17 protein-coding genes are annotated in these 20,735 nt (G+C 40.9%); 10 read left to right on the top strand and 7 right to left on the bottom strand.

Going from position 1 to position 20,735, the window contains the following annotated elements; genetic code table 11:
- Positions 1-264: a type B 50S ribosomal protein L31 gene (locus tag FFR60_RS10880; protein WP_088932267.1), complete on the top strand. Its 264-nt coding sequence runs from the start codon at positions 1-3 to the stop codon at positions 262-264.
- A 153-nt stretch (positions 265-417) separates the two neighbouring features.
- Here the strand turns inward: FFR60_RS10880 and FFR60_RS10875 are convergent, their stop codons facing one another.
- Positions 418-1,281 carry a MurR/RpiR family transcriptional regulator gene (locus FFR60_RS10875; protein WP_137664178.1) on the bottom strand — a complete coding sequence of 288 codons (864 nt, stop codon included), beginning with the start codon at positions 1,279-1,281 and terminating at the stop codon, positions 418-420.
- Positions 1,282-1,535: 254 nt separating this feature from the next.
- Here FFR60_RS10875 and FFR60_RS10870 point away from each other — a divergent pair, with 254 nt between their 5' ends.
- Both FFR60_RS10870 and FFR60_RS10865 read left to right on the top strand, forming a co-directional pair.
- Positions 1,536-3,005: a PTS transporter subunit EIIC gene (locus FFR60_RS10870; protein ID WP_137664177.1), complete on the top strand. Its 1,470-nt coding sequence runs from the start codon at positions 1,536-1,538 to the stop codon at positions 3,003-3,005.
- Between the two features lie 80 nt (positions 3,006-3,085).
- Positions 3,086-4,600, top strand: coding sequence for a subtype B tannase (locus FFR60_RS10865; RefSeq protein ID WP_171004913.1), 1,515 nt, complete (start codon positions 3,086-3,088; stop codon positions 4,598-4,600).
- Between the two features lie 300 nt (positions 4,601-4,900).
- On the opposite strand, the gene FFR60_RS10860 is transcribed toward FFR60_RS10865, so the two are convergent.
- The 3 genes from FFR60_RS10860 to FFR60_RS10850 are packed head-to-tail and all read right to left on the bottom strand — an operon-like array spanning position 4,901 to position 7,221.
- Positions 4,901-6,067, bottom strand: coding sequence for a M20 family metallopeptidase (locus tag FFR60_RS10860; RefSeq protein WP_137664176.1), 1,167 nt, complete (start codon positions 6,065-6,067; stop codon positions 4,901-4,903).
- Between the two features lie 33 nt (positions 6,068-6,100).
- On the bottom strand, positions 6,101-6,601 hold the full coding sequence (locus tag FFR60_RS10855; protein WP_088935930.1) for a nucleoside recognition domain-containing protein: 501 nt from the start codon (positions 6,599-6,601) through the stop codon (positions 6,101-6,103).
- Positions 6,580-7,221 carry a nucleoside recognition domain-containing protein gene (locus FFR60_RS10850; RefSeq protein ID WP_137664175.1) on the bottom strand — a complete coding sequence of 214 codons (642 nt, stop codon included), beginning with the start codon at positions 7,219-7,221 and terminating at the stop codon, positions 6,580-6,582. The genes FFR60_RS10855 and FFR60_RS10850 overlap by 22 nt, the downstream gene beginning before the upstream one ends.
- A 197-nt stretch (positions 7,222-7,418) precedes the next feature.
- Here FFR60_RS10850 and FFR60_RS10845 point away from each other — a divergent pair, with 197 nt between their 5' ends.
- The gene (locus tag FFR60_RS10845; RefSeq protein WP_137664174.1) at positions 7,419-8,279 is read left to right on the top strand and encodes a LysR family transcriptional regulator; all 861 of its coding nucleotides are present in this window, start codon (positions 7,419-7,421) and stop codon (positions 8,277-8,279) included.
- 150 nt (positions 8,280-8,429) lie between these two features.
- Here FFR60_RS10845 and FFR60_RS10840 read toward each other — a convergent pair whose 3' ends face one another.
- The 3 genes from FFR60_RS10840 to FFR60_RS10830 are packed head-to-tail and all read right to left on the bottom strand — an operon-like array spanning position 8,430 to position 12,413.
- Entirely contained in the window at positions 8,430-10,001 is a 1,572-nt protein-coding gene (locus FFR60_RS10840; RefSeq protein ID WP_137664173.1) for a response regulator, read from the bottom strand.
- Entirely contained in the window at positions 9,994-11,442 is a 1,449-nt protein-coding gene (locus FFR60_RS10835) for a sensor histidine kinase (RefSeq protein WP_137664172.1), read from the bottom strand. Before FFR60_RS10835 ends, FFR60_RS10840 begins: the two co-directional genes overlap by 8 nt.
- 2 nt (positions 11,443-11,444) lie before the next feature.
- The gene (locus tag FFR60_RS10830; RefSeq protein ID WP_137664171.1) at positions 11,445-12,413 is read right to left on the bottom strand and encodes an ABC transporter substrate-binding protein; all 969 of its coding nucleotides are present in this window, start codon (positions 12,411-12,413) and stop codon (positions 11,445-11,447) included.
- Positions 12,414-12,652: 239 nt separating this feature from the next.
- Here FFR60_RS10830 and FFR60_RS10825 point away from each other — a divergent pair, with 239 nt between their 5' ends.
- From FFR60_RS10825 to FFR60_RS10800, 6 genes are all read left to right on the top strand, one after another.
- Positions 12,653-13,669 (top strand): ABC transporter substrate-binding protein, encoded by a 1,017-nt coding sequence (locus FFR60_RS10825; RefSeq protein WP_249354987.1) that lies wholly within the window; start codon positions 12,653-12,655, stop codon positions 13,667-13,669.
- 75 nt (positions 13,670-13,744) lie between these two features.
- Positions 13,745-15,247 carry a sugar ABC transporter ATP-binding protein gene (locus tag FFR60_RS10820; protein WP_137664170.1) on the top strand — a complete coding sequence of 501 codons (1,503 nt, stop codon included), beginning with the start codon at positions 13,745-13,747 and terminating at the stop codon, positions 15,245-15,247.
- On the top strand, positions 15,247-16,263 hold the full coding sequence (locus tag FFR60_RS10815) for an ABC transporter permease (RefSeq protein ID WP_137664169.1): 1,017 nt from the start codon (positions 15,247-15,249) through the stop codon (positions 16,261-16,263). Before FFR60_RS10820 ends, FFR60_RS10815 begins: the two co-directional genes overlap by 1 nt.
- Positions 16,244-17,275: a galactofuranose ABC transporter, permease protein YjfF gene (gene yjfF / locus FFR60_RS10810; protein WP_249354986.1), complete on the top strand. Its 1,032-nt coding sequence runs from the start codon at positions 16,244-16,246 to the stop codon at positions 17,273-17,275. The genes FFR60_RS10815 and yjfF overlap by 20 nt, the downstream gene beginning before the upstream one ends.
- A gap of 472 nt (positions 17,276-17,747) precedes the next feature.
- On the top strand, positions 17,748-19,361 hold the full coding sequence (locus FFR60_RS10805) for a PTS transporter subunit EIIC (RefSeq protein ID WP_137664204.1): 1,614 nt from the start codon (positions 17,748-17,750) through the stop codon (positions 19,359-19,361).
- A gap of 2 nt (positions 19,362-19,363) precedes the next feature.
- Positions 19,364-20,695 carry a 6-phospho-alpha-glucosidase gene (locus FFR60_RS10800; RefSeq protein WP_137664168.1) on the top strand — a complete coding sequence of 444 codons (1,332 nt, stop codon included), beginning with the start codon at positions 19,364-19,366 and terminating at the stop codon, positions 20,693-20,695.
- Positions 20,696-20,735 lie beyond the last annotated feature (40 nt).

The raw sequence follows: 20,735 nt of genomic DNA, 5'->3' as shown, positions 1-20,735 counted from the left end.
ATGAAACAAGGAATTCATCCAGAATATCATCCAGTTGTATTTATGGACTCAACTACAGGTTTCAAATTCTTGTCAGGTTCTACTAAATCTTCACAAGAAACAGTTGAATGGGAAGACGGAAATACTTACCCAGTAATCCGTGTCGAAGTTACTTCTGACTCTCATCCATTCTACACAGGACGTCAAAAATTCACTCAAGCAGATGGACGTGTCGATCGTTTCAACAAAAAATACGGTCTCAAAGATCAAAACGCTGCGGAGTAATCAAAATTCTGTTCAAACAGACTTTAACGAGCTACCCTTTATGGGCGGCTCGTTTTTTTATTTTATAAATTCGGAAACAGAATGTTCAGGATTTGATTTCAAAATAAAAACTCCTCATCAGAACTTTTCTGAAAAGGAGCTTAATGTGAAAGACTAGCGATCTTTCAAGAAGATAAGCAGGTCTTCATTTAAATGTTCGTAATGCGTCTCATAATCCAGCTGGAAGACTCCCGCATAAAGGTAGTTCATGATCGTGATTATGGAGATGCTTGAAGTAAACGTGCCAAGTTTTACATTAGCACAGGGTTTGCTTTCTAGTGTAGCCATATTCAAATTAATATTCGTAATTGATGCTAGGCTGTTCGTTCCTTGACTGGTGATAGATAATGTAGGAACATTATTGCTTTTCAAAAGCTTTGCGTAGCGCAAAATTGAAGGTGTCTCGCCTGAATATGAAATAACAATGGCACAATGATTCGTATGCTTGATGGAAGCAGAGAGCATCTGCTGCTGGTTGTCTTGATGGATATGGACTTGATGATGTATTCTTCCCATTTTATAAGCAAAATCATGGAGTAAATTGACATTTCCGCCTTCACCGTACACATCAATGCAAGCAGCTTCGTTTAATATCTTCGCCGCGGTTTGGTAATCTTTTGGATTAATTATTGAGCGGGTTAAACGAATGGCAATTTCTTCTAAAGCGGTCAGCTGATCTAAGACTGTTTCAGGAGAATCTGCTGCAGTAAAAGGCAGATCGGCATCTACGTAAAGATTTGTTTGTTCTCTTTGTTGATAATCTGAAATAAACTGGGTCTTGAATTCTGCAAAATTTTTACAATCCAGCTTTTGGCACAAACGTACCACAGTAGAAGCAGATGTATAGGCAGCTACGCCAAGCTGTGCTGCTGTGGGACTAGACAACAAAATATTTGGATCGTTTAACAGCAGTTTTATGATTTCAAGCTCAGAGGTAGTGAATTTTTCTTGGCAACGCATTTTTTCGATAATGTCCATTATAATCCTCCTACATATTTCATACTTGTTAGTGAGCGTAAAAAAGAATTTAGCTTTGCAATAAAATTTCAAATAAAAGCCCTTACTTTATTAATTCTGCAAGGAATAGCCTAAACTCCAGAAAGCATTTACATAACAAGCGGATGTTCCTATAATCAAGTTATCAACATGATTTAGTAAGGATGGCCATCCAGAAACTCAGTTGTTAAGCTTTATCTATCATACCTAAAAATTACTTTATGGAGGTTAATAAAATGGCTGGGAAATACGATGCTGTTGCAGGCAAAATTATGGAGCTTGTTGGCGGGAAGGAAAATGTTCAATCCCTTACTCATTGTATCACACGTCTTCGCTTTGTTCTCAAGGATACTAGCAAGGCCGATAAAGAAAAACTTTCAAAAACTGAATATGTTTTAACCGTTTTAGATTCTGGCGGGCAGCTGCAAGTTGTTGTCGGAAATAAAGTCAGCGGAATTTATGATGCAATTATTTCAGAATATGATATCGCTGGCAACGGCGAGGTGGCAGCTGATGAATCAACAGCAGAGGAGAACAAGAAGGGGATACTCAACACATTAATGGGAACTATTTCCGGTATCTTGGTTCCTACGTTGGGGGTACTTACAGCCGCAGGTATTACAAAAGGTGTTGTGGCCTTTTTAGCACTAGATAATATCGGTGTCCTTAGTACCAGTAGCGGAGTTTATATGCTGCTTTATGCTTTGGGAGATGGCTTCTTCTATTTCTTACCTATCATGCTGGGCTTCACCGCTGCTCGGAAATTTAACTGTAATGAATTCATTGGTGCGGCGATTGGTGCTGCTTTGGTTTATCCGGGGATGGTTAATATTGCCGAAGCTTTTGATGTTTCTCATGCATTGTTTGCAGGTTCTGCTTTTGAAATGACGTATTACAATACCTTTTTTGGAATCCCGATCATTATGCCGGGCGCAGGTTACACGTCTAGCGTATTTCCGGTGATTCTTGCGGTGTATTTAGCATCCAAAATTGAAAAATGGTGTAAAAAAACAATTCCAGAGGCCATTCGTGGTGTTTTAACGCCGATTATTACGTTGATTATCACCATTGTTTTAGCCTACATTGTCATTGGTCCTGTGTTGAATGCTGTCTGTGGTGTGATTTCTATTGTTATCGATGCATTATTCAACATACCGGTTGTCGGCGGAGTAATTGCTGGAGCTATACTTGGCGGCGGCTTCGGGGTGTTGGTACTCTTTGGTCTGCATTGGGTCATTATTGGTATGGCGCTGCAGTTAATTGCGTTAAATGGTTTTGATAATATTATGGCCTGTGGCGGTATTGGTCCGATGATTGGCGTGTTTCAAGGTTTAGCAATTTGCTGGGCATGTCGTAAAAATCAAAAGGTTCGAGATCTTGCAATTCCTGCAACGATTTCACAGATTTGCGGAGTTGGGGAACCATTGATGTACTCTATTTTAATTCCGATCAAAAAATTATTCTTAATCAATATCATTGGCGGCTGCATCGGCGGAGCAATTATCGGTGCGCTGGGAACAAAGATGTATATGTTTGGCGGAAGCGGACTCTTCGGCATTTTAAACTATGCTGGCGGCAGCGGCGTTCAAGATATCGTGAAATATTGTATCGGAATTGCGTTTGGTGCGATCTTTACAATTATTGCGACGATTTTAGTTTACAACGATGAAGAGGCGACTCAGGTTCTTGGTCAAGTTGAACAGTAAAAACACAGGATGCCTAGATAGTTCTTGGCATCCTGTTATACCTTACACTACGTTGTTGGATTTAATAGGGAGGAAATGGAATGTCAGATAAACTGCGGCTTCCAACTGAGCAGTATGTCATCAAGACCTGTGAACAAGGGGGCCGGAAAATAACCTATCGAGCTTTCGAAAATCTCAGTTATTGTGAGAAGCCAGTCGATTTGATTCAAAAATTGAGTATTTATGTGCCGGAGGACTATTATCATGGATTAGCCATTGGAGCATACGATCGATCGAGTGCACCAATTTTTATGCCTAATACAGTTGGAGGGTATCTTCCTGGACCAGTCGATGAGCCTGGAGAGGATAGATATTCAAAAAACGTGAATTTAATCTTTCTAGCGTTGGAGCATGGATATGTGGTAGTCAGTGCGGGTGTGCGTGGTCGTACCTCCGGCAGAATTACGGCTGATTATTTTGAAGGCAGTAAGGAAGAAGAGTATATAGAAGCAACAGGTCATATGGTGGGGCGTGCACCAGCGTTGATTGTAGATTATAAGGCAGCGATTCGCTATCTTCGTTACAATAAGCACTTGATCCCAGGTGATACGGAGCGCATTATCACCAATGGAACCAGTGCGGGCGGCGCGCTTTCAGCACTGGTAGGAGCCACCGGAAATAGCCCAGATTATGATTCGTATTTGGCCGAGATCGGAGCAGCAGATGAGCGGGATGATATTTTTGCTGTTAGCAGCTATTGTCCTATTCATAATCTTGAAAATGCAGATAGTGCCTATGAATGGCTTTTTTCAGGACAGAAGGATTATTATCGCACCAAGCACTTGCGAACGGACAACGGCATTATCCGAATTCCCGATGATGGACAGATGACGGATCAGCAGCTGGCGTTATCGAGATCGTTAAAAGCTCTATTTCCCGCATATGTGAATAGTCTTGGACTGACAGACGAAGCTGGAGAAATTTTAACGCTAGATGAAGACGGAGAAGGCAGCTTTAAAGAGTTCGTAAAGAAAGAGCTGCTCGCTTCTGCTAATAAAGAATTGCAGACACATGAGAATGAATCGCTCCGTACCCGCTGGATGATGGATGGCAGTGAGATTAACACACAAAGATATCTTAAAGTTGCGGACAATCACGTAATTGATTTGGATTGGGATACTTTTGTGACAAAGATTACTCGGATGAAGGCTGCACCGGCTTTTGATGCAGTAGATTTAACCAGTCCTGAGAATGAGGAATTTGGGAATGAGGTAATAGACAGTCGACACTTTACTGCTTTTTCGATGGAACACAGCAGAGTGCCGGATGCAGAGCTTGCGGATGATATGACGATCAGATTGTTGAACCCGACCGTGTATATTCGTGAAAACAAAGCAGATATAGCAAAACACTGGCGTATTCGCCATGGGTCATTTGATCGAGATACGTCGCTGGCGATTCCGGTGATTTTAGCAACCTTGCTTAAAAACAAAGGATACGATGTAGATTTCGAATTGCCTTGGGGGATCTATCATTGTGGGGATTATGATCTGGCGGAACTATTTAAGTGGATCGATGAGCATTGCTTATCCTATCAGAGTAATGAAATTGTTTAAGGCAAACAATCAAGATTTTATATAAAAAATTTAGCGGGCTGCTTTTTATAAGGAGCTCGTTTTTTTGACTATAAAGAAAGTATAGAATTTCAACAGGAATAAATCGCTTTGTAGCGGGTATATCCATGTCTGGCTTCACGAACTAGCTTTATCGGCAGTAAGCAAAAATATTTCGAAATTTGAGAAGCAATTTAGAAATATTTTGGTCTTATTGCTCAAAAGCTGAGCGAGTTCGCGAAGCCTTTCTTAATTTAAAGAAAAACTCCCACATGCCATTAAATTTAGCAGTGGGAGTAGAAATTAAAAGTTTTTTTGATTTAACACAACCGTGGTTACTAAGCTGATTCGATCAAACATCGATTGAACAACTGCATATTCCTCTTGTGTATGGTTCCATTGACCTAACACGCCGATCGAACAAATAGCAGGGGTCCCAGCGATGCCGACATAAGCAGCATCAGAGCCGCCGCCGAGGTAGACACTGCCGGGGACATCATGATTTGTTTCAGCAGCGATAGTTTGAATAAAGCCAAGCAATTTCTCAACTTTGTCATTGGTTTCAAAGCTCTTTAAGGCTTCAATGATTTTGACTTCGGTTGAGGTTCCTTCAATATAAGTTTTTTTACAGATATTCTTAATTTCATTTACGACTTTTTCTGCAGCATCTAAGCTTTTATAGCGGACATCGACTTTTAATGTACAGCTGGCAGGAGTAGCATTGATCACAGTTCCGCCTGCGATAACCCCAGGGTTGACTGTCGTTCCAGCTTCCAAATCAGTTAAGTCATGGAGCAGGAGGACTTTATGCGCCATCTCAGTAATAGCATTACGACCGGATTCGAAATCATTGCCGGCGTGACTGCCTACTCCTGTGACGGTGATCAACGCATTGATGACACCTTTTCTGCCAATACATAATTTATTGTCGATCCGACCGGTTTCCATGTTCAAACCGAACAAACAATTTTTTGCTTCTTCAACGAACAGATCGTCACCTTTGGATAGCTGATGTCCGTTTTCCTCATCGCCCGAAACGATAAATTTGATAGGAGTCTCTTCATAGCCCAACATTCGTAAAGCTTTGACTACATACAAGGCAATAATTAAGCCGCCCTTCATATCTAATACTCCTGGACCAAAAGCTTTTCCATCGACGATTTGAAATTCCTTTTCAAAGGTGCCTTCTGGATAAACAGTATCTAAATGACCTGAGAATAGAATCGGCTTTCCTGCTCGTTCTTCACCGAGCATGCCGATAAGAGTGCCGGCTGTTTGTTCGCCTACATCAATGACTTTACAGGTAAAGCCTTCTGCTTCTAACCATGATTGGAATTTACTGATTGTTTTTTCGACTTTAGGCTTTTCTAGGGTAGAACCTTCTAATTCAACAAGTTCTTGCCAATCCTTTAAAATATTCGGTTTTTGTTCCTCGATAAATGCAAGTATCTCCTGATTTTTATTGATCATAAATTGTTGCTCCTCTCTTAATAGCGTGGTGCTTTACATAAGACCAGTTACTGATAGAAGGATGCGCATCAGCAGCATAGCGACAACGGAAGTAATGATAGGAATACATAAAAGTAAAGCTCGATGAGCAGGATTAACATTTGCTACTAAAACAATTCGTGCAAAATGCCCAACTAATGTTCCCATGAGCATACATGGCATTAAAAGAATTGTGGCTTGTGCAGCAGTGATTACGCCTGTCGCATAGAGATTCGCTGCTGTTGAAGCGCCCGCAGCTTTAGCGAAAAAGGCCGAAATTAAGACGACAATCGATGCTCCGGGTAAACCGAAGATTCCCATCACTGGACCGAAAACGACACTTAGAACGTCGGTAATACCTGTCAATTGAAGAAATTGAACGACGACATAACCCAATACCATTGCCGGCAAAATCTGTTCCAGCCCAATGTAGAGTCCTTTTTTACAGCCAGCTAAAAAAATTTCGATGATTCCCTTTTTAGGTGCTGGTTGTGTTACGCTTTGCTCTTTTTCCATTTTCTCAACTCCTTTTGATTAGAGATTTTCAATATAATTCGAACAAGATTTGCCCCAAGTATTTTCATCACAATCAAAAAGACGATGATGAGACCAATAGGCCAGACAACAATAGGCAGCAGAACAGCCTGCGTGTTAATGGTGTTTAAAATGACTGCGGAGGCAGTGTACTGATAGGAAGTAAAAACACTTCGCTCATCATCGCTTAGCTGCCCATTGTCAAATAATTCCTTTGTCATAACAGAGCCGACATCAGAACTAGTGAAAGAAGAAATAAATGCGATTCCGGCCGATCCGGGAATTCCTAGAATCGGACGTAAAATAGGTGTGAAGAGCTTTTCGGCGGCATTAAAAGCCCCAAAGCTTTGAAGTGTTTCAATCAGACCAACGGCAAAAACGACTGACGGGAGAATTGTCAGAGCGACCAGTACCCCTTCTCTAGCACCAACCCCTCCTTGACCTTGAAAATTGACTTCTTCAAAAATCGTACCAAAGTTTCCGGTGAGATTCAGGAAATCAAGCGCTTTCAAAGGACCTTGCACATCTTTAAAAAGTCCAGACAGCATGACAATTAAAAAGAACAACGATAACCAGGATTTCCATGTGACCTTTTTTTCCATTTATTTCACTCCTTCCAAATAACTTTTATTTATGAGAATATGTTATCAAAAGAATGAGGATGTGTATATAATACTATTATGAATAGCACTATTCTAAAATCGAATAGTTATTTTATTGAGTGTATTTATGGATGTGTTGTGGATAGTTTTAATTGGATAGACTACTATGAAGGAAGAAGGTTAAGGAGGAATGATGTATGTTTTTAACGAAACTATACTATTTTCGTTCAGCAGCAAAATTCGAAAATTTAACAAAGGCAGCAAAAGAATTAAAAATCAGTCAACCGACATTGACGAAAACGATACGTTTATTAGAAACTGAAATAGGTGTGCCGCTTTTTAAACGATTTGGGAATAAGATTGCGTTAAATGATAAAGGAAGAATTTTTCAAGGGCGTTGTTGCCAGATTATTGATTCTTGGGAAGAGGCTAAAAGAGAAGTCAGTGAAACGAATGACATTGCGCCTATCAATATTTCATTGCAGGTGGCCTCCTCTTATTTTACGGAGCTGTTAGAGCGGATCGAAACCTGTCAAGTTCCCTCAGCCTTAAATTTTACTCAAAATAAGCAAGATGAAAAAGCAGAAATAGTTCTATCATCTATACCCACGGCCCTTCCTCTGTATGACAGTCAGGTGGTGTTAGAAGAGGAGTGTTTACTAGCGGTTCCAAAGTATCTTTATGATAAGGAATTATTTGATTCACCACTTTCCCTGACTGCTCTCGAAAATATCCCGATGATCAGCTTAACGAAAGAATATGAGTTGAGACAATCGATGGATGACTACTTTATTAAGCATGTCAAAAAAGCTCGAATTAGTTATGAAGTTGATAATCCATCATTGTACAGGGATATGATTAATCGAGGAATGGGGATAGCCTTGGTTCCTAGAAAAACATGGAAATTACAAGATAATGAAGTCCAGCTTGTCTCACTAGAACACCCTTTAAAGAGGATCCTATACATTCGAACACTCAAAAACCAACGTGATAATAGGATAATTCAAAAAATCAGAGAAAGTATGATTCAGTTTTTTCAGGAGCTGGATGCTACATGAAACGTTTCATTTTCTAATGGATGCGATGATTTTTAAGTTAGTCGAGGTTCAGGCACTCTTTATATGGAAATATAAGTGTTTAAGAATTTGACGGATGTTGGAAAACTGCAGAAAAATAAACCTAAGAAGAACTTGATTTTCTTCTTAGGTTTATTTATTTTGCGAATTGCGAAAAGCTTTTGGAGAAACGCCGATTTTCTTTTTGAAGAGATAGCTGAAATAGTTAGGGTCATTATAGCCAATCTCAAAGGCAATCGCAGTGATTAGCAGATCTGTTTCTCTCAGCAGCTCTTTTGCATGATCTAGGCGAATCTCAGTCAATGCGTCAATGAAGTTTTTTCCTTTTGACTGAGAAAAAAGGGTACTTAGATATGTTTGGCTAACTCCTGCGTTATCGGCAACTACTTGTAAGGATAAATTGGGGTCCGAGTAGTTTTCCAAGATCTCTTTGTAGACAGCTGTTACGACAGGATGCTCCTGCTCTTTTTTCTGATAGCTTTTTTCTTTTAGCCCATTTTTGATCGCCGTCAGCAATACTTCAAGGAGCAGTCGAAAAACTGAAGGTGTTTTGCTGATTAAAACTAAATCAGCTTCTTGGTATTCTACCAAAACTTTTCGACCTTGATTGGTGTTCAATTTTTCTAAGAATTTTAGCAAGTATTGTGTCGTTTGATAGGCCGAAGAGGAGGAGAAGCCATTCTCAGTTTCTAAGCCCTGTAAGATCGTATTGATTAATTCGGTTACTTGAAATTCTTGCTGATTGAGATTTAGGACCGTTTTATCGGGTAGGACAAAACCAGCATCTGCGACATTTAGTGTGTCTGCTCGCTGAATAATTTTCCCGTTGAAGGGTTCGAGACTTTCAAGTGCAAATTGTTGGGTCAATAATAGATTGTTGCGAAGCTCGGTCAAACGATTAGAGGTATTGCCAATTGCGATAACAAAAGCAGTTTCCTCCATACTTAACAGTTCGTATTTCAGAATATCTGCCGCGTAATAGGCTTTATCCATTGATTTGCCTTCGCTTGCACCACTAACTAGACACTTGATAGTAAGGGTATCATAGACCACTGGCAGGACATTTTTATCTGAGTCAAAGACTTCATTTAAACGAAGGACAAGATGCTGATAGCTTTGTTCATTTAAATGCTGTTGCGGCAATTTGATGTAGATGACCGTTAGATACTGTCCCAATAGATTAAAGTTGAGCTTCTCCTGACGTTCGATCAATTCACTAGGGTCGTAGCCGTTTTTCTCTAAATGATGGAAAAAATGTTCTTTGTAGTATTCAAAATGCATGAGCTTATTTTTTTGATCTGGCTGATTCTGCCGCTCGCGTTCTTGCTGAATTCGCTTTTGTGAAGATTTGATAGCATCGATCAGCTCAATGGTAGTTACAGGCTTAGTGATGTAGGAATCAACACCAATGGCGATAGCTTCTTGAGAGTAGGCAAAATCATCGTAACCGCTAATGATGATCACATGAAGCCACGGCAGCATTTCTTTAGCATAACGAGCAAGGTCCAATCCGTTCATAAAGGGCATGCGAATATCTGTCAAAAGCAGATCGGGTTTCAACTCTTGCATCATGGAAAGAGCCATGTCGCCATCGCTGGCTTCACCAATAAATTGAACAGTGCCTTCCTTTTCCAATTTCGCAAGTTGTTTGCGTAACGATAAACGAATGATCTCCTCGTCTTCAGCGATAAACACTTTAAGCATCTTCTTCCTCCGTTTCTAAAAACGCATCATCTCGAATCGGCAGCATGATTGTAACTGTTGTTCCTTGATTTTCTTGACTAGCTATTCGCAGCTCAGCTGCCGCACCAAAGTAAAGCCGCAATCTGCGATAAACATTATAAAGTCCATAACCGCCAGATACACCAGTAGGATCGAGCTCTTGAATATTTTTTTGCAGCTCAGCCACTTGCCGAGGGGACATCCCGCTGCCGTTATCTGCGACTTCAAAGATCAGCATTTGATTTTGCTGTGTCCCGCGAATTTCGATGAGTCCGCGTCGGCGGCTGTGTTTAATCCCGTGATACATGGCATTTTCAACGAGCGGCTGTAAAATCATTTTTAGCATTTTAATGTTCTCGATCGAAGGATCAATCATAAGCTGATACTCTAAAATCGAGCCATAGCGAGTTTTTAAAATCTGCAGATAGCTTTTGACATGTTCGATTTCTTGTTGGACGGTCACCCAATCTTTGCCATTGTTTAGTGTCAGCTTAAAAAAATTCGATAAGGCTAGTGTTGTTTCGACCACCCGTTCTGGTTCATCTAATTCTGATAAGGTGATGATCGCATCTAAGCTGTTGTAAATGAAATGGGGCGTTATTTGGGCCTGCAAGGCTTTCAATTCGGCTTTGGCAATTGCTTGTTGTTTACGTTCGTTTTGTTCTATTAGCGCTTTGATCTGAGTGGTCATTTGATTGACCTCAGTCGATAAAAGGTCAAACTCAATGATTTCAGAGCTTTCCACCTGAGTATCCCAGTTTCCTTTAGAAACTTCAGAGAGGGAAGTTAGAATTTTGTCCATTGGTGTCTGTATTCGGGCAGTTAAATCTTTTTTATTTCGGCTGATAATAAGAATGAGAATGACGACTAAACAGAGTTCTAAAAACAGCAAAATAATAATCGTTTGGAAAATCTGATTGCTCTTTTTATTTGAGAGATTGATCTCGCCCGTCACAAATTCCTGTAAGGTGTCTTTTAATAGAACATTGACGTTGCGAATTTCGACTAGGATCGCTTCACTCTCACTGATTGGTTTTTCTGTGGCTATATTATCTTTGATCGTATTCACATAATGGCGATCAGTGTCTAATATGCGTTTTGCCACATCTAAGGTCTGCTGCTGATCGACGGAAGAAGAGCTGGTCTTCAATGTGTCCAGTTTTTTGTGATAATAAAGAATCAATTCAGCGGGGTCCTGCATTTTTGTGGGTTTTCCGGTAATCAAATAAAAAACCGAGTTGTCGATTTTTGTAGCCATTTCAGAATTCAACTTGTTGACATAGTTGACGTTCTCAATTGATTTCCGATATTGAAAAATATTGACCATGAAGAAAACACTGATGAATACCATCGGTAAAATGACTAAGAGAATCACCAGCTTATAATGAAAGTTTAAGGTGTTTCCGATACTTATCCGCTTCATACTCAATACCCTCGTTCCTCAATTTTATTCAACTCAGAAAACTCAGAAAAAATCCTTCCGGTAGTAAAGTTCTCTTTGGGAACGTCTTTTCCTTCCAATACAGCAGTTACGACCTCAAAAAGCATTTCACCCATATTTGGATCACATTCGATTACGCAGTTGATTTTCCCAGCCTTTAGCAGATTAATCGCACTTTGCTGACCGTCAACGCTGCAAATAATAATGTCTTTTCCCGGTTTGATATCCGTTTCTTCTAAATAGGAGACTACGCCGTCGGTCATATCATCATTGTGACAGTAAATCACATCCACTTGTCGAAGATCATGAGATTTGGCCACATTCTTAATTGCCTCGCGGCCTTTGGAGAGCATAAAGTCGCCATGAACGGAAGCAATCATTTGAAAACGAGTATCATCCTTTATACCTTCCAGTAAACCAGCATGCCGGCTGATAGCTGGTGAAGCATCTTTGCTTCCTTGGATTTCGACGATATTGATCGGTGCAGGAACATTTTTAAATTTCTTTTTTAGAAAGTCGGCTGTTTGAATTCCTTGAATAGGCACATTTGGACCAACAAAAGTTTGATAAAGGTGAGAATCCTCCTCTGAAATCAGCCGATCATTAATAACAACCGGAATGTCGGCCGCAGCAGCTTCTTCTAAGACGTGCTTCCATCCAGTCTCCACAATGGGGGTCAAAATAATCAGGTCAACGCGTGAAGCGATGAAGGAACGTACGTCCTTGATTTGCTCTGCTTGGCTTTGGTTAGCATTTTTATAAAGGATCTTATAATCGGCTTTTTTTCCTGCGTCTAAGACCGATTCGGTATTACGTTCCCGCCAAGAACTTTCCGCACCGATCTGAGAAAAACCGATCACGTATTGTTTCTTATCTGTACCTGACTTGGATTTTCCAGCAGAGCAGCTAGTAAGCAGTAAAAGCAGTACTATTAAAAGTGAAACCCTTTTCATTTTTCTTCCCCTCAAATCCTCAACTATTCTTACCTATATTGTATGAAAAAAAATATACCAAAGATAGCAAATCGAAATTTTTTTAAGGAACTATCTAAAAATAATCAAGGTTCTCTGACGTTTATTTTTTAGTTTAGGGAAAAGCCTGAAATATTTAAAGGAATTTAGCATAAATGATCCATGGTAGCGTTTTCAATTTCGCTTTATGATTAACTCATCAAAAGAAGAAGCGAGGGAAAATGATGAAAAAGAAAAATTTGGTCAGCGCGTTCTTGTCACTTACATTAGTTGCTACATTGTTAGCTGGTTGTGGTGGCGGTGGCGGTTCTACAGATGGCTCTAGTGCTAAAAAAGGGAAAGACGAAAAAATTACTATCGGTTTTTCTCAATTAGGTGCTGAAAGTCAGTGGCGGACAGCCAATACGAAATCAGTTCAAGATGCGGCGAAAAATGATCCGAACGTCAATTTAAAATTCTCTGATGCACAGCAAAAACAAGAAAACCAAATTTCGGCTATTCGTAACTTCATTCAACAAGGTGTAGACGTAATCGCAGTGGCTCCGGTTGTGGAAACTGGCTGGGAAACTGTTTTGACAGAAGCGAAGGATGCGAATATTCCTGTATTGATCGTTGACCGGAAGATGAAAGGCAAGAAGATCGACGACTTGTACAGCGCTTGGATCGGAACCGACTCTAAAGATGAAGGTGAAAGAGGAATTAAATGGCTAGAAGACCAGTTGAAGGAAACGGGCAAAGAAAGCGATGCATTGAATATCGCCCATCTGCAAGGGACCACCGGATCTTCTGCGCAAGTTGGACGTACGGCTGGAATTACGGAAGGAGTCAAGAAACACAAAAACTGGAAAATCATTGAACAGCAGTCTGGTAACTTCACTCGTGCGGAAGGCAAAGAAGTAATGGAAGCCTTCATGAAATCGAATGGCGATAACATTGATGTACTCTTCTCGGAAAATGATGATATGGCAATGGGGGCAATTCAAGCAATCGAAGAGGTAGGAAAAGTACCTGGAAAAGATATTACAGTCATTTCCTTCGATGGAACTAACGATGCATTGGAACAAGTTGTCGATGGAAAGATCAATTGTGTAGTTGAGTGCAGCCCGTTATACGGAGAAGACATCATCGAAACAGCTAAAAAATTAGCCAAAGGCGAAAAAGTTAAGAAGGAAGTATTTGTCGAAAACGGTATCTTTGATAGTAAGAACGCAGAAGAAAACCTACCAAGACCTTACTAATACTTAAAAAGGAATAGAGGTCGCTCTATTCCTTTTTTAAACTTTATGGATCGCGATAAAAGGAGGAATCCCTACATGGAAAATGAAGTGATCCTTTCCCTCGAGCATATTTCGAAAGAATTTCCCGGGGTAAAGGCATTAGATGATGTAAAGCTCAAGCTTCGTAAAGGTGAGGTCCACGCGTTAATGGGCGAAAATGGTGCCGGAAAATCTACCATGATCAAGGTAATGACCGGTGTCTATCCTAAAACCAGCGGAACGATTGTACTGAATAATCAAGAAATTGAACCGCAGACACCGCAAGAAGCACAAGAGACCGGCATCAGTACGGTTTATCAAGAAATCAATTTGTGTCCAAATCTAACGGTAGCAGAAAATATCTATATTGGTCGACAACCAAAGAAGCTGGGCAAGATTGATTGGAAGAAAATGAATGAGGATGCTAAGAAGCTGTTAGAAACATTGAAGATTGATGTAGATGTAACGCAAACACTCGACAGCTACTCTGTTTCCGTTCAGCAGATGATTGCAATCGCACGGGCGGTAGATATGTCGGCCGGGGTTTTGATATTAGATGAGCCGACATCTAGTTTGGACGGCAATGAGGTAGAGCAATTATTTGAGATTATTCGCGAGTTGAAAAATAATGGAATGGCCATTTTGTTCGTAACTCATTTCTTGGATCAAGTCTATGCCATTTCTGATCGAATTACTGTACTGCGAAATGGCCGCTGGATTGGAGAATATCCTGCAAATGAACTAAGCCAGATCGACTTGGTGACTAAAATGATTGGTCAAGAATTCAAGGATGAGGATTCTCGGGCATTCAGGAAAACCACCGATTATCCGCAAACGAGTTTTATTCAAATGCGGAATGTCACAAAAAAAGGCGTGATCAATGATTTTTCCATGAAGATTCGTGAAGGCGAGGTTTTAGGTTTAGCAGGGCTTTTGGGTTCTGGTCGAAGCGAGGTAGCCGAGCTGTTGTTTGGGGCACAAGAGTTTGATGAAGGTGTTCTTTACATCGATAATGATCATATTAAAAAAATGTTCCCGCAAAAGGCTATCAAAGAAAATATCGGCTTTTGTTCTGAAGATCGAAAGGTCTCAGGGATTTTGGCTGATTTGAGTATTCGTGAAAATATCATCGTGTCTTTGCAGGCAAAACGGGGCTGGAAACGAATCGGTTATAAAGAGCAGCAAGAGATTGCTGAAAGATATATAAAGCTATTGAACATCAAAACTCCAGATGCCGATAAAAAAGTTGGTGAGTTATCGGGGGGAAATCAGCAAAAAGTGTTATTGGCTCGTTGGCTGGTAACCGATCCTAAGCTTCTAATTTTGGATGAACCGACGAGGGGAATCGATATTGGTTCAAAAAGGGAAATTGAAAGTCTGATTCTTTCAATTTCCAGAAAAGGGATGTCGATCTTGTTCATTTCTTCTGAGTATGAGGAAATGGTTCGCTGCTGCGATCGGATCATCGTGCTAAGAGATCGGCTTTCAGTGGCTGAATTGGTTGAGGAGCAAATTTCTGAGAACAATATCATGAGCGCTATTGCCGGGGAGGTATCGTAATGGAAAAACTCAAACGGTTGTTAAAACGCAAGGAACTGTGGGCAGTAGTCGGTCTATTACTGATCTTACTGTTCAACTTAATATTTTCACCGAACTTTTTCAAATTATCGATTAATAACGGACACTTATATGGAAGTATGATCGATGTCTTAAATCGTGGAGCTTCATTGGTCATCGTTTCAATCGGGATGTGTTTAGTAATCGCAACTCGAGGCATCGACATCTCGGTCGGCTCAGTCAACGCCTTGGGAGCGATGGTCGCTGCTTATTTACTGACAATTGGGACTCCGGTTGTTGCGGCAATTGCAGCAGGTCTAATTGTGGGCTGTCTTTGCGGGATATGGAATGGCTTTTTGGTAGCTAAACTGAATATCCAGCCGATGATTGCAACGTTGATCTTGATGACAGTCGGTCGCGGGTTTGCTCAAATTATTTCCGGCGGTGAAATTTTGACTTTAGGAAAGACTTCCTATTCATTTATTGGCCGAGGCTATTTTTTAGGAATCCCTTTTCCAGCAATCTTGATGGGATTGATCGTTCTGGGTGTTTATCTGCTGACAAGAAAGACTTCGTTAGGGCTGTCGATCGAATCGGTCGGGATTAATGAGCAATCCGCTCGCTATGCAGGGATCAATACGCGGCAAGTTTTATGGATATGCTACATAATTTGTGGTGTGCTGGCAGCATTGAGCGGAATGATGGATAGCGCAAATGTTTCTAGTGCAGATGGAAATAATAACGGACTGATGTTGGAGCTTGATGCGATTCTAGCAGTTGTATTGGGAGGCACGTCGATGGATGGCGGGAAATTCTATCTTGGCGGAACAGTAGTCGGTGCTCTGTTTATCCAAACCTTGACGACAACTATTTTTACTTTTGGGATTCCGTCAGAGACGATCATGGTAGTCAAAGCGATCGTGGTAATATTTGTGGTGCTGCTTTCTTCTGAAAAAATGAAAGAATGGTCGACAGCAATGAAGCAGAAAAGAAAGGCAGGTGTTTCGATTGAAAATTAAGCTTGGTAATTTTAATATTCCGTTGTTGGCCTCCATTGGAATTTTCCTCTTGATGTTTTTGGCGGGCTCAGTGATGTATCCTAGCTTTTTATCATTGCGGGTTGTTTTGAATCTATTTATCAATAATGCCCATCTAATCGTGCTGGCTTGTGGGATTTGTTTTCCAATATTAACAGGCGGTATTGATTTGTCCGTTGGTGCAGTGATCGCAATGACGTCGATGATTGCGGCTGCTTTGCTGCAAAAAGGGTTGAATGCTTTTATTGTAATCGTCCTTTGCTTATTAATTGGTATTGCATTTGGAACAGTTCAAGGCTTTCTTATCCAATATTTCAAGATGCATCCTTGGATCGTTACGCTTGCCGGAATGTTTTTTGCCCGCGGCGTCTGCTATCTGATCTCGATCGAGTCGATCCCGATTACGGATGATACGTTTTATAAGCTGTCGCAATTTAAAATCTATTTGCTGCCGGGTTACTTTATTTCGCTGAATGTGTTGATTGCGATCGTCTTCGTACTTGCTTGTATCTATGTGTCAAAATATACTCAATTTGGCCGAACCGTTTTTGCCATCGGCGGCAACATGCAGTCGGCAATCTTGATGGGCCTGCCGGTGGATCGCACGAGAATTATGATTTACTCTTTAAGTGGTTTTGGATCGTCATTGGCTGGTGTGATGTTCAGCTTTTACACATTATCGGGCTATGGCTTGCATGCTCAGGGGTTAGAAATGGACGCTATCGCTGCTTGTGTAATCGGCGGGGTGTTATTGACTGGTGGTGTCGGCTCCTTGATTGGACCGGTGATAGGTGTCTTAATTACGGGTGTGATTCGTACGATGGTAGATTTTCAAGGGACCCTCAGCTCGTGGTGGACGAAGATTTTTGTCGGGTTATTGATGCTCCTTTGTATCGTCATGCAGGTGGCGATCGTAAATCGCGGCAAGCGAACGAAAGATACAAAGAAAACAAAAGAAGAAACTATAGACGAATCCATCGATGTGGTGGTCTGATACGGGTTTCAAAATAGATATAGTTTAATGAGCTTCCTATTTTAGGAAGCTCATTTTTTATAAAGAAAGTATAAAATTTTCACATGAATAAATCGCTTTGTAGCGGGTATATCCATGTCTGGCTTCACGAACTAGCCTTTCTACACAACGGTGTGACCCAGCCAGTTGCTGCTAAATTAGCATTAAGCAGAACTAGCATATCGGCAATAAGCAAAAATATTTCGAAATTTGAGAAGCAATTTAGAAATATTTTGGTCTTATTGCTGTGAGACACAGCGATTGGTCTTTGGAGCTGATGTGGAACAGTACCTACTTGGTGCTCAAAAGCTGAGCGAGTTCGCGAAGCCTTTCTTATCTTATCTATGAAACATATTTCAAATCATGAAACCAGTTGAGTTGTAAGCGGTATCCATTTATTTTTGCAAGTGTGCCCCGTATACTGAACACATCACAAAAAGAAGGAGATAGAATGATGAAAGCAAAAATCATGGATAGCATGCAAAAATTTTCTAAAGCAATGTTCGTGCCTGTGCTGATCTTGCCGATAGCAGGTATCTTGATTGCAATTGGAAACGTTTTTACTAATCCGCGATTGATCGAGATGTTCGGCTTTTTAGATAATCCGATCACGATGGGTTTTGGCAGTATTTTATCCGCGGCTTTATTACCAGTTTTAACAAATTTAGGAGTCATTTTCTGTGTGGGTATTGCTCTAGGATTGGCAAATAAGAAAAAAGCGGAGGCGGCCTTTACTGCTTTACTTGGTTATTTAGTGTTCTTATACGCGATGAACAAATTTATGGAGCTGCGAGATATGCTGGTTGCTCCGGATCAGCTGCAGGGTTCAGGACAGGCATTAGTTCTAGGAGTTCAAGTCTTGGACATGGGAGTCTTTCTAGGAATTATTCTTGGGATCGTCGTTGCAGTGATCCATAATCGTTTTATTGATACGACATTCAACAATGCTTTTCAAGTATACGGCGGTGCACGATTTGTCTTTATCGTGTTGATTCCAGTATTAGTGCTGGCGGCTATTGCACTTTCATTTATCTGGCCAGTCATTCAGCAAGGAATTGACGGGTTGGGCGGTGTGATCCAAAGGACAGGAAACTTTGGTATCTTCCTTTATGGTTCATTGGAACGATTATTGATCCCAACTGGATTGCATCATTTGATATATACACCGTTTTTATATACTTCACTTGGCGGTGTGGCAGAAGTCGGCGGGCAGGTATTTGAAGGGGCGCGAAATATCTATTTTGCGGAAATTGCTGATCCAGCGGTCAAAGTTTTATCACAAAGTGTCATCTGGGATGCACGAGGAATTTCAAAGATGTTTGGTTTGATTGGGGCTTGCTTGGCGATGTACCAAACGGCAAAACCAGAAAATAAATTTAAAGTAAAAGCTATTTTGATTCCAGCAGTAGTGACCTCATTTATCGCTGGAGTGACTGAACCGATTGAATTTTCATTTATGTTTGTAGCACCGGCATTATTCGTGATTCATTCAGCGTTAAGCGGGTTGAGTATGGTTGCCTTGAATATTTTTGGTTCGCGGGCGATCGGTCCGAATGGGTTTATCGACTTTCTGCTGTACAACATTCCATTAGGAACTGAAAAGACACGATGGCCGATTTATCTTTTAGTCGGTGTTGCTTTCTTCTTTATCTATTATTTTATCTTCCGCTTCTTAATCGTCAAATTCAATTTTAAAACAGTGGGACGAGAAGATAGTGACCAAGAGACGAAGCTTTATTCGAAAAAAGAATATAACGAGAAAAAGACGGCAGGACCTGCTGATGGCGCATTGGCAGCTCCAACTTCGGATGATGAATTATCAGGAATAATTGTTGAGGGATTAGGCGGCGCCGAAAATATCAAAACAATCGATAATTGTTATACGCGTTTGCGCTTAAAGTTGGAAAATCCGGCTTTAGTGAATGAAGGCTTGCTGAAAAATCAGACCCAAGCAAAAGGTGTCATCAGCAATGGTGAAAATGTGCATGTGGTTTACGGTTTGACTGTACCGCAAGTACGAGAAAAGCTTGAAAAATATTTAGGTAGAGATAGTGGAGGAGACGAATAGTTATGAAGAAATTCTCAGTAGTAATTGCTGGCGGCGGGAGTACGTTTACTCCAGGGATCGTCATGATGATGTTAGATAATCTGGATCGCTTTCCATTAAGGACATTGAAATTATATGACAATGATGGAGATCGGCAAGGCATTTTAGGCGAAGCCCTGGAAATTTTATTGAAGGAACAAGCACCAGAGATTGAATTCTTATATACGACTGATCCGGAAACGGCATTTACAGATGTTGATTTTTGTATGGCGCATATTCGTGTTGGCAAATATGCGATGCGTGAAAAGGATGAAAAAGTTCCATTGCGACACGGAGTCTTTGGACAAGAAACCTGCGGACCAGGCGGAATCGCATACGGTATGCGCAGTATCACAGGAATGTTGGAGATCATTGATTACATGGAAAAATATTCACCAGACTGTTGGATGTTGAATTATTCTAACCCGGCAGCCATCGTTGCAGAGGCGTGTCGTGTGCTGCGGCCAGATTCCAAAGTATTGAATATTTGCGATATGCCTGTAGGAACGTTACGCCGGATGTCACAGATCGTAGGAAAAACACCAGAAGAATTAGAAGTACGCTACTTTGGTCTAAATCATTTCGGTTGGTGGACCAGCGTCAAGGACAAGGAAGGTCATGAATACATTGATCAGATTCGCGACTATGTTTCTGAACATGGCTATTTGACTCAAATCGAAGTAGACACCCAGCATACAGATCCCAGCTGGCAGGAAACACATAAGAAAGCAAAAGATATTTTAGCGGTAACGCCAGAGTACTTGCCAAATACTTATTTAAAATACTACTTGTATCCAGATTATGTCTTTGAACACATGAAGGATCATCCAGAATTTACACGGGCGAATGAAGTCATGCAGGGTCGGGAGAAGAATGTTTTTGATCATGCGCGCCAAATCAGCGAAAATGGTTCAGCAGAAGGGATTGCCTTTGACATTGATGCTCACGCGACCTTTATCGTCGATCTAGCGCGTGCGATCGCCTTCAATACCCATGAACGTATGGTGATGATCGTAGAAAATAATGGTGCGATCGCCAATTTCCCGGATGATGCTATGGTGGAAGTCCCATGTATCGTCGGAACAGATGGACCGGAAGCTTTAGCACAAGGTCAAATCCCAGCTTTCCAACAGGCATTGATGTTCCAGCAGGTCACGGTTGAAAAATTAGTGGTCGAAGCCTACGTGGAAAACAGCTATCAAAAGATGTGGCAAGCCCTGACCTTGTCCAAAACGGTTCCAAGTGCACAAGTTGCCAAAGAACTATTAGATGATTTAATTGCCGAAAACGGTGATACTTGGCCAGAATTACATTAATTTTTTTAGGGACGTAACGGCAGCGAATTCGTTGTCGTTA

Origin of the sequence: Enterococcus hulanensis, from assembly GCF_005405485.1 — a bacterium.
GTDB classification, from domain to species: Bacteria; Bacillota; Bacilli; order Lactobacillales; family Enterococcaceae; genus Enterococcus_A; species Enterococcus_A hulanensis.
This window is presented reverse-complemented; position numbering and strand designations above follow the sequence as displayed.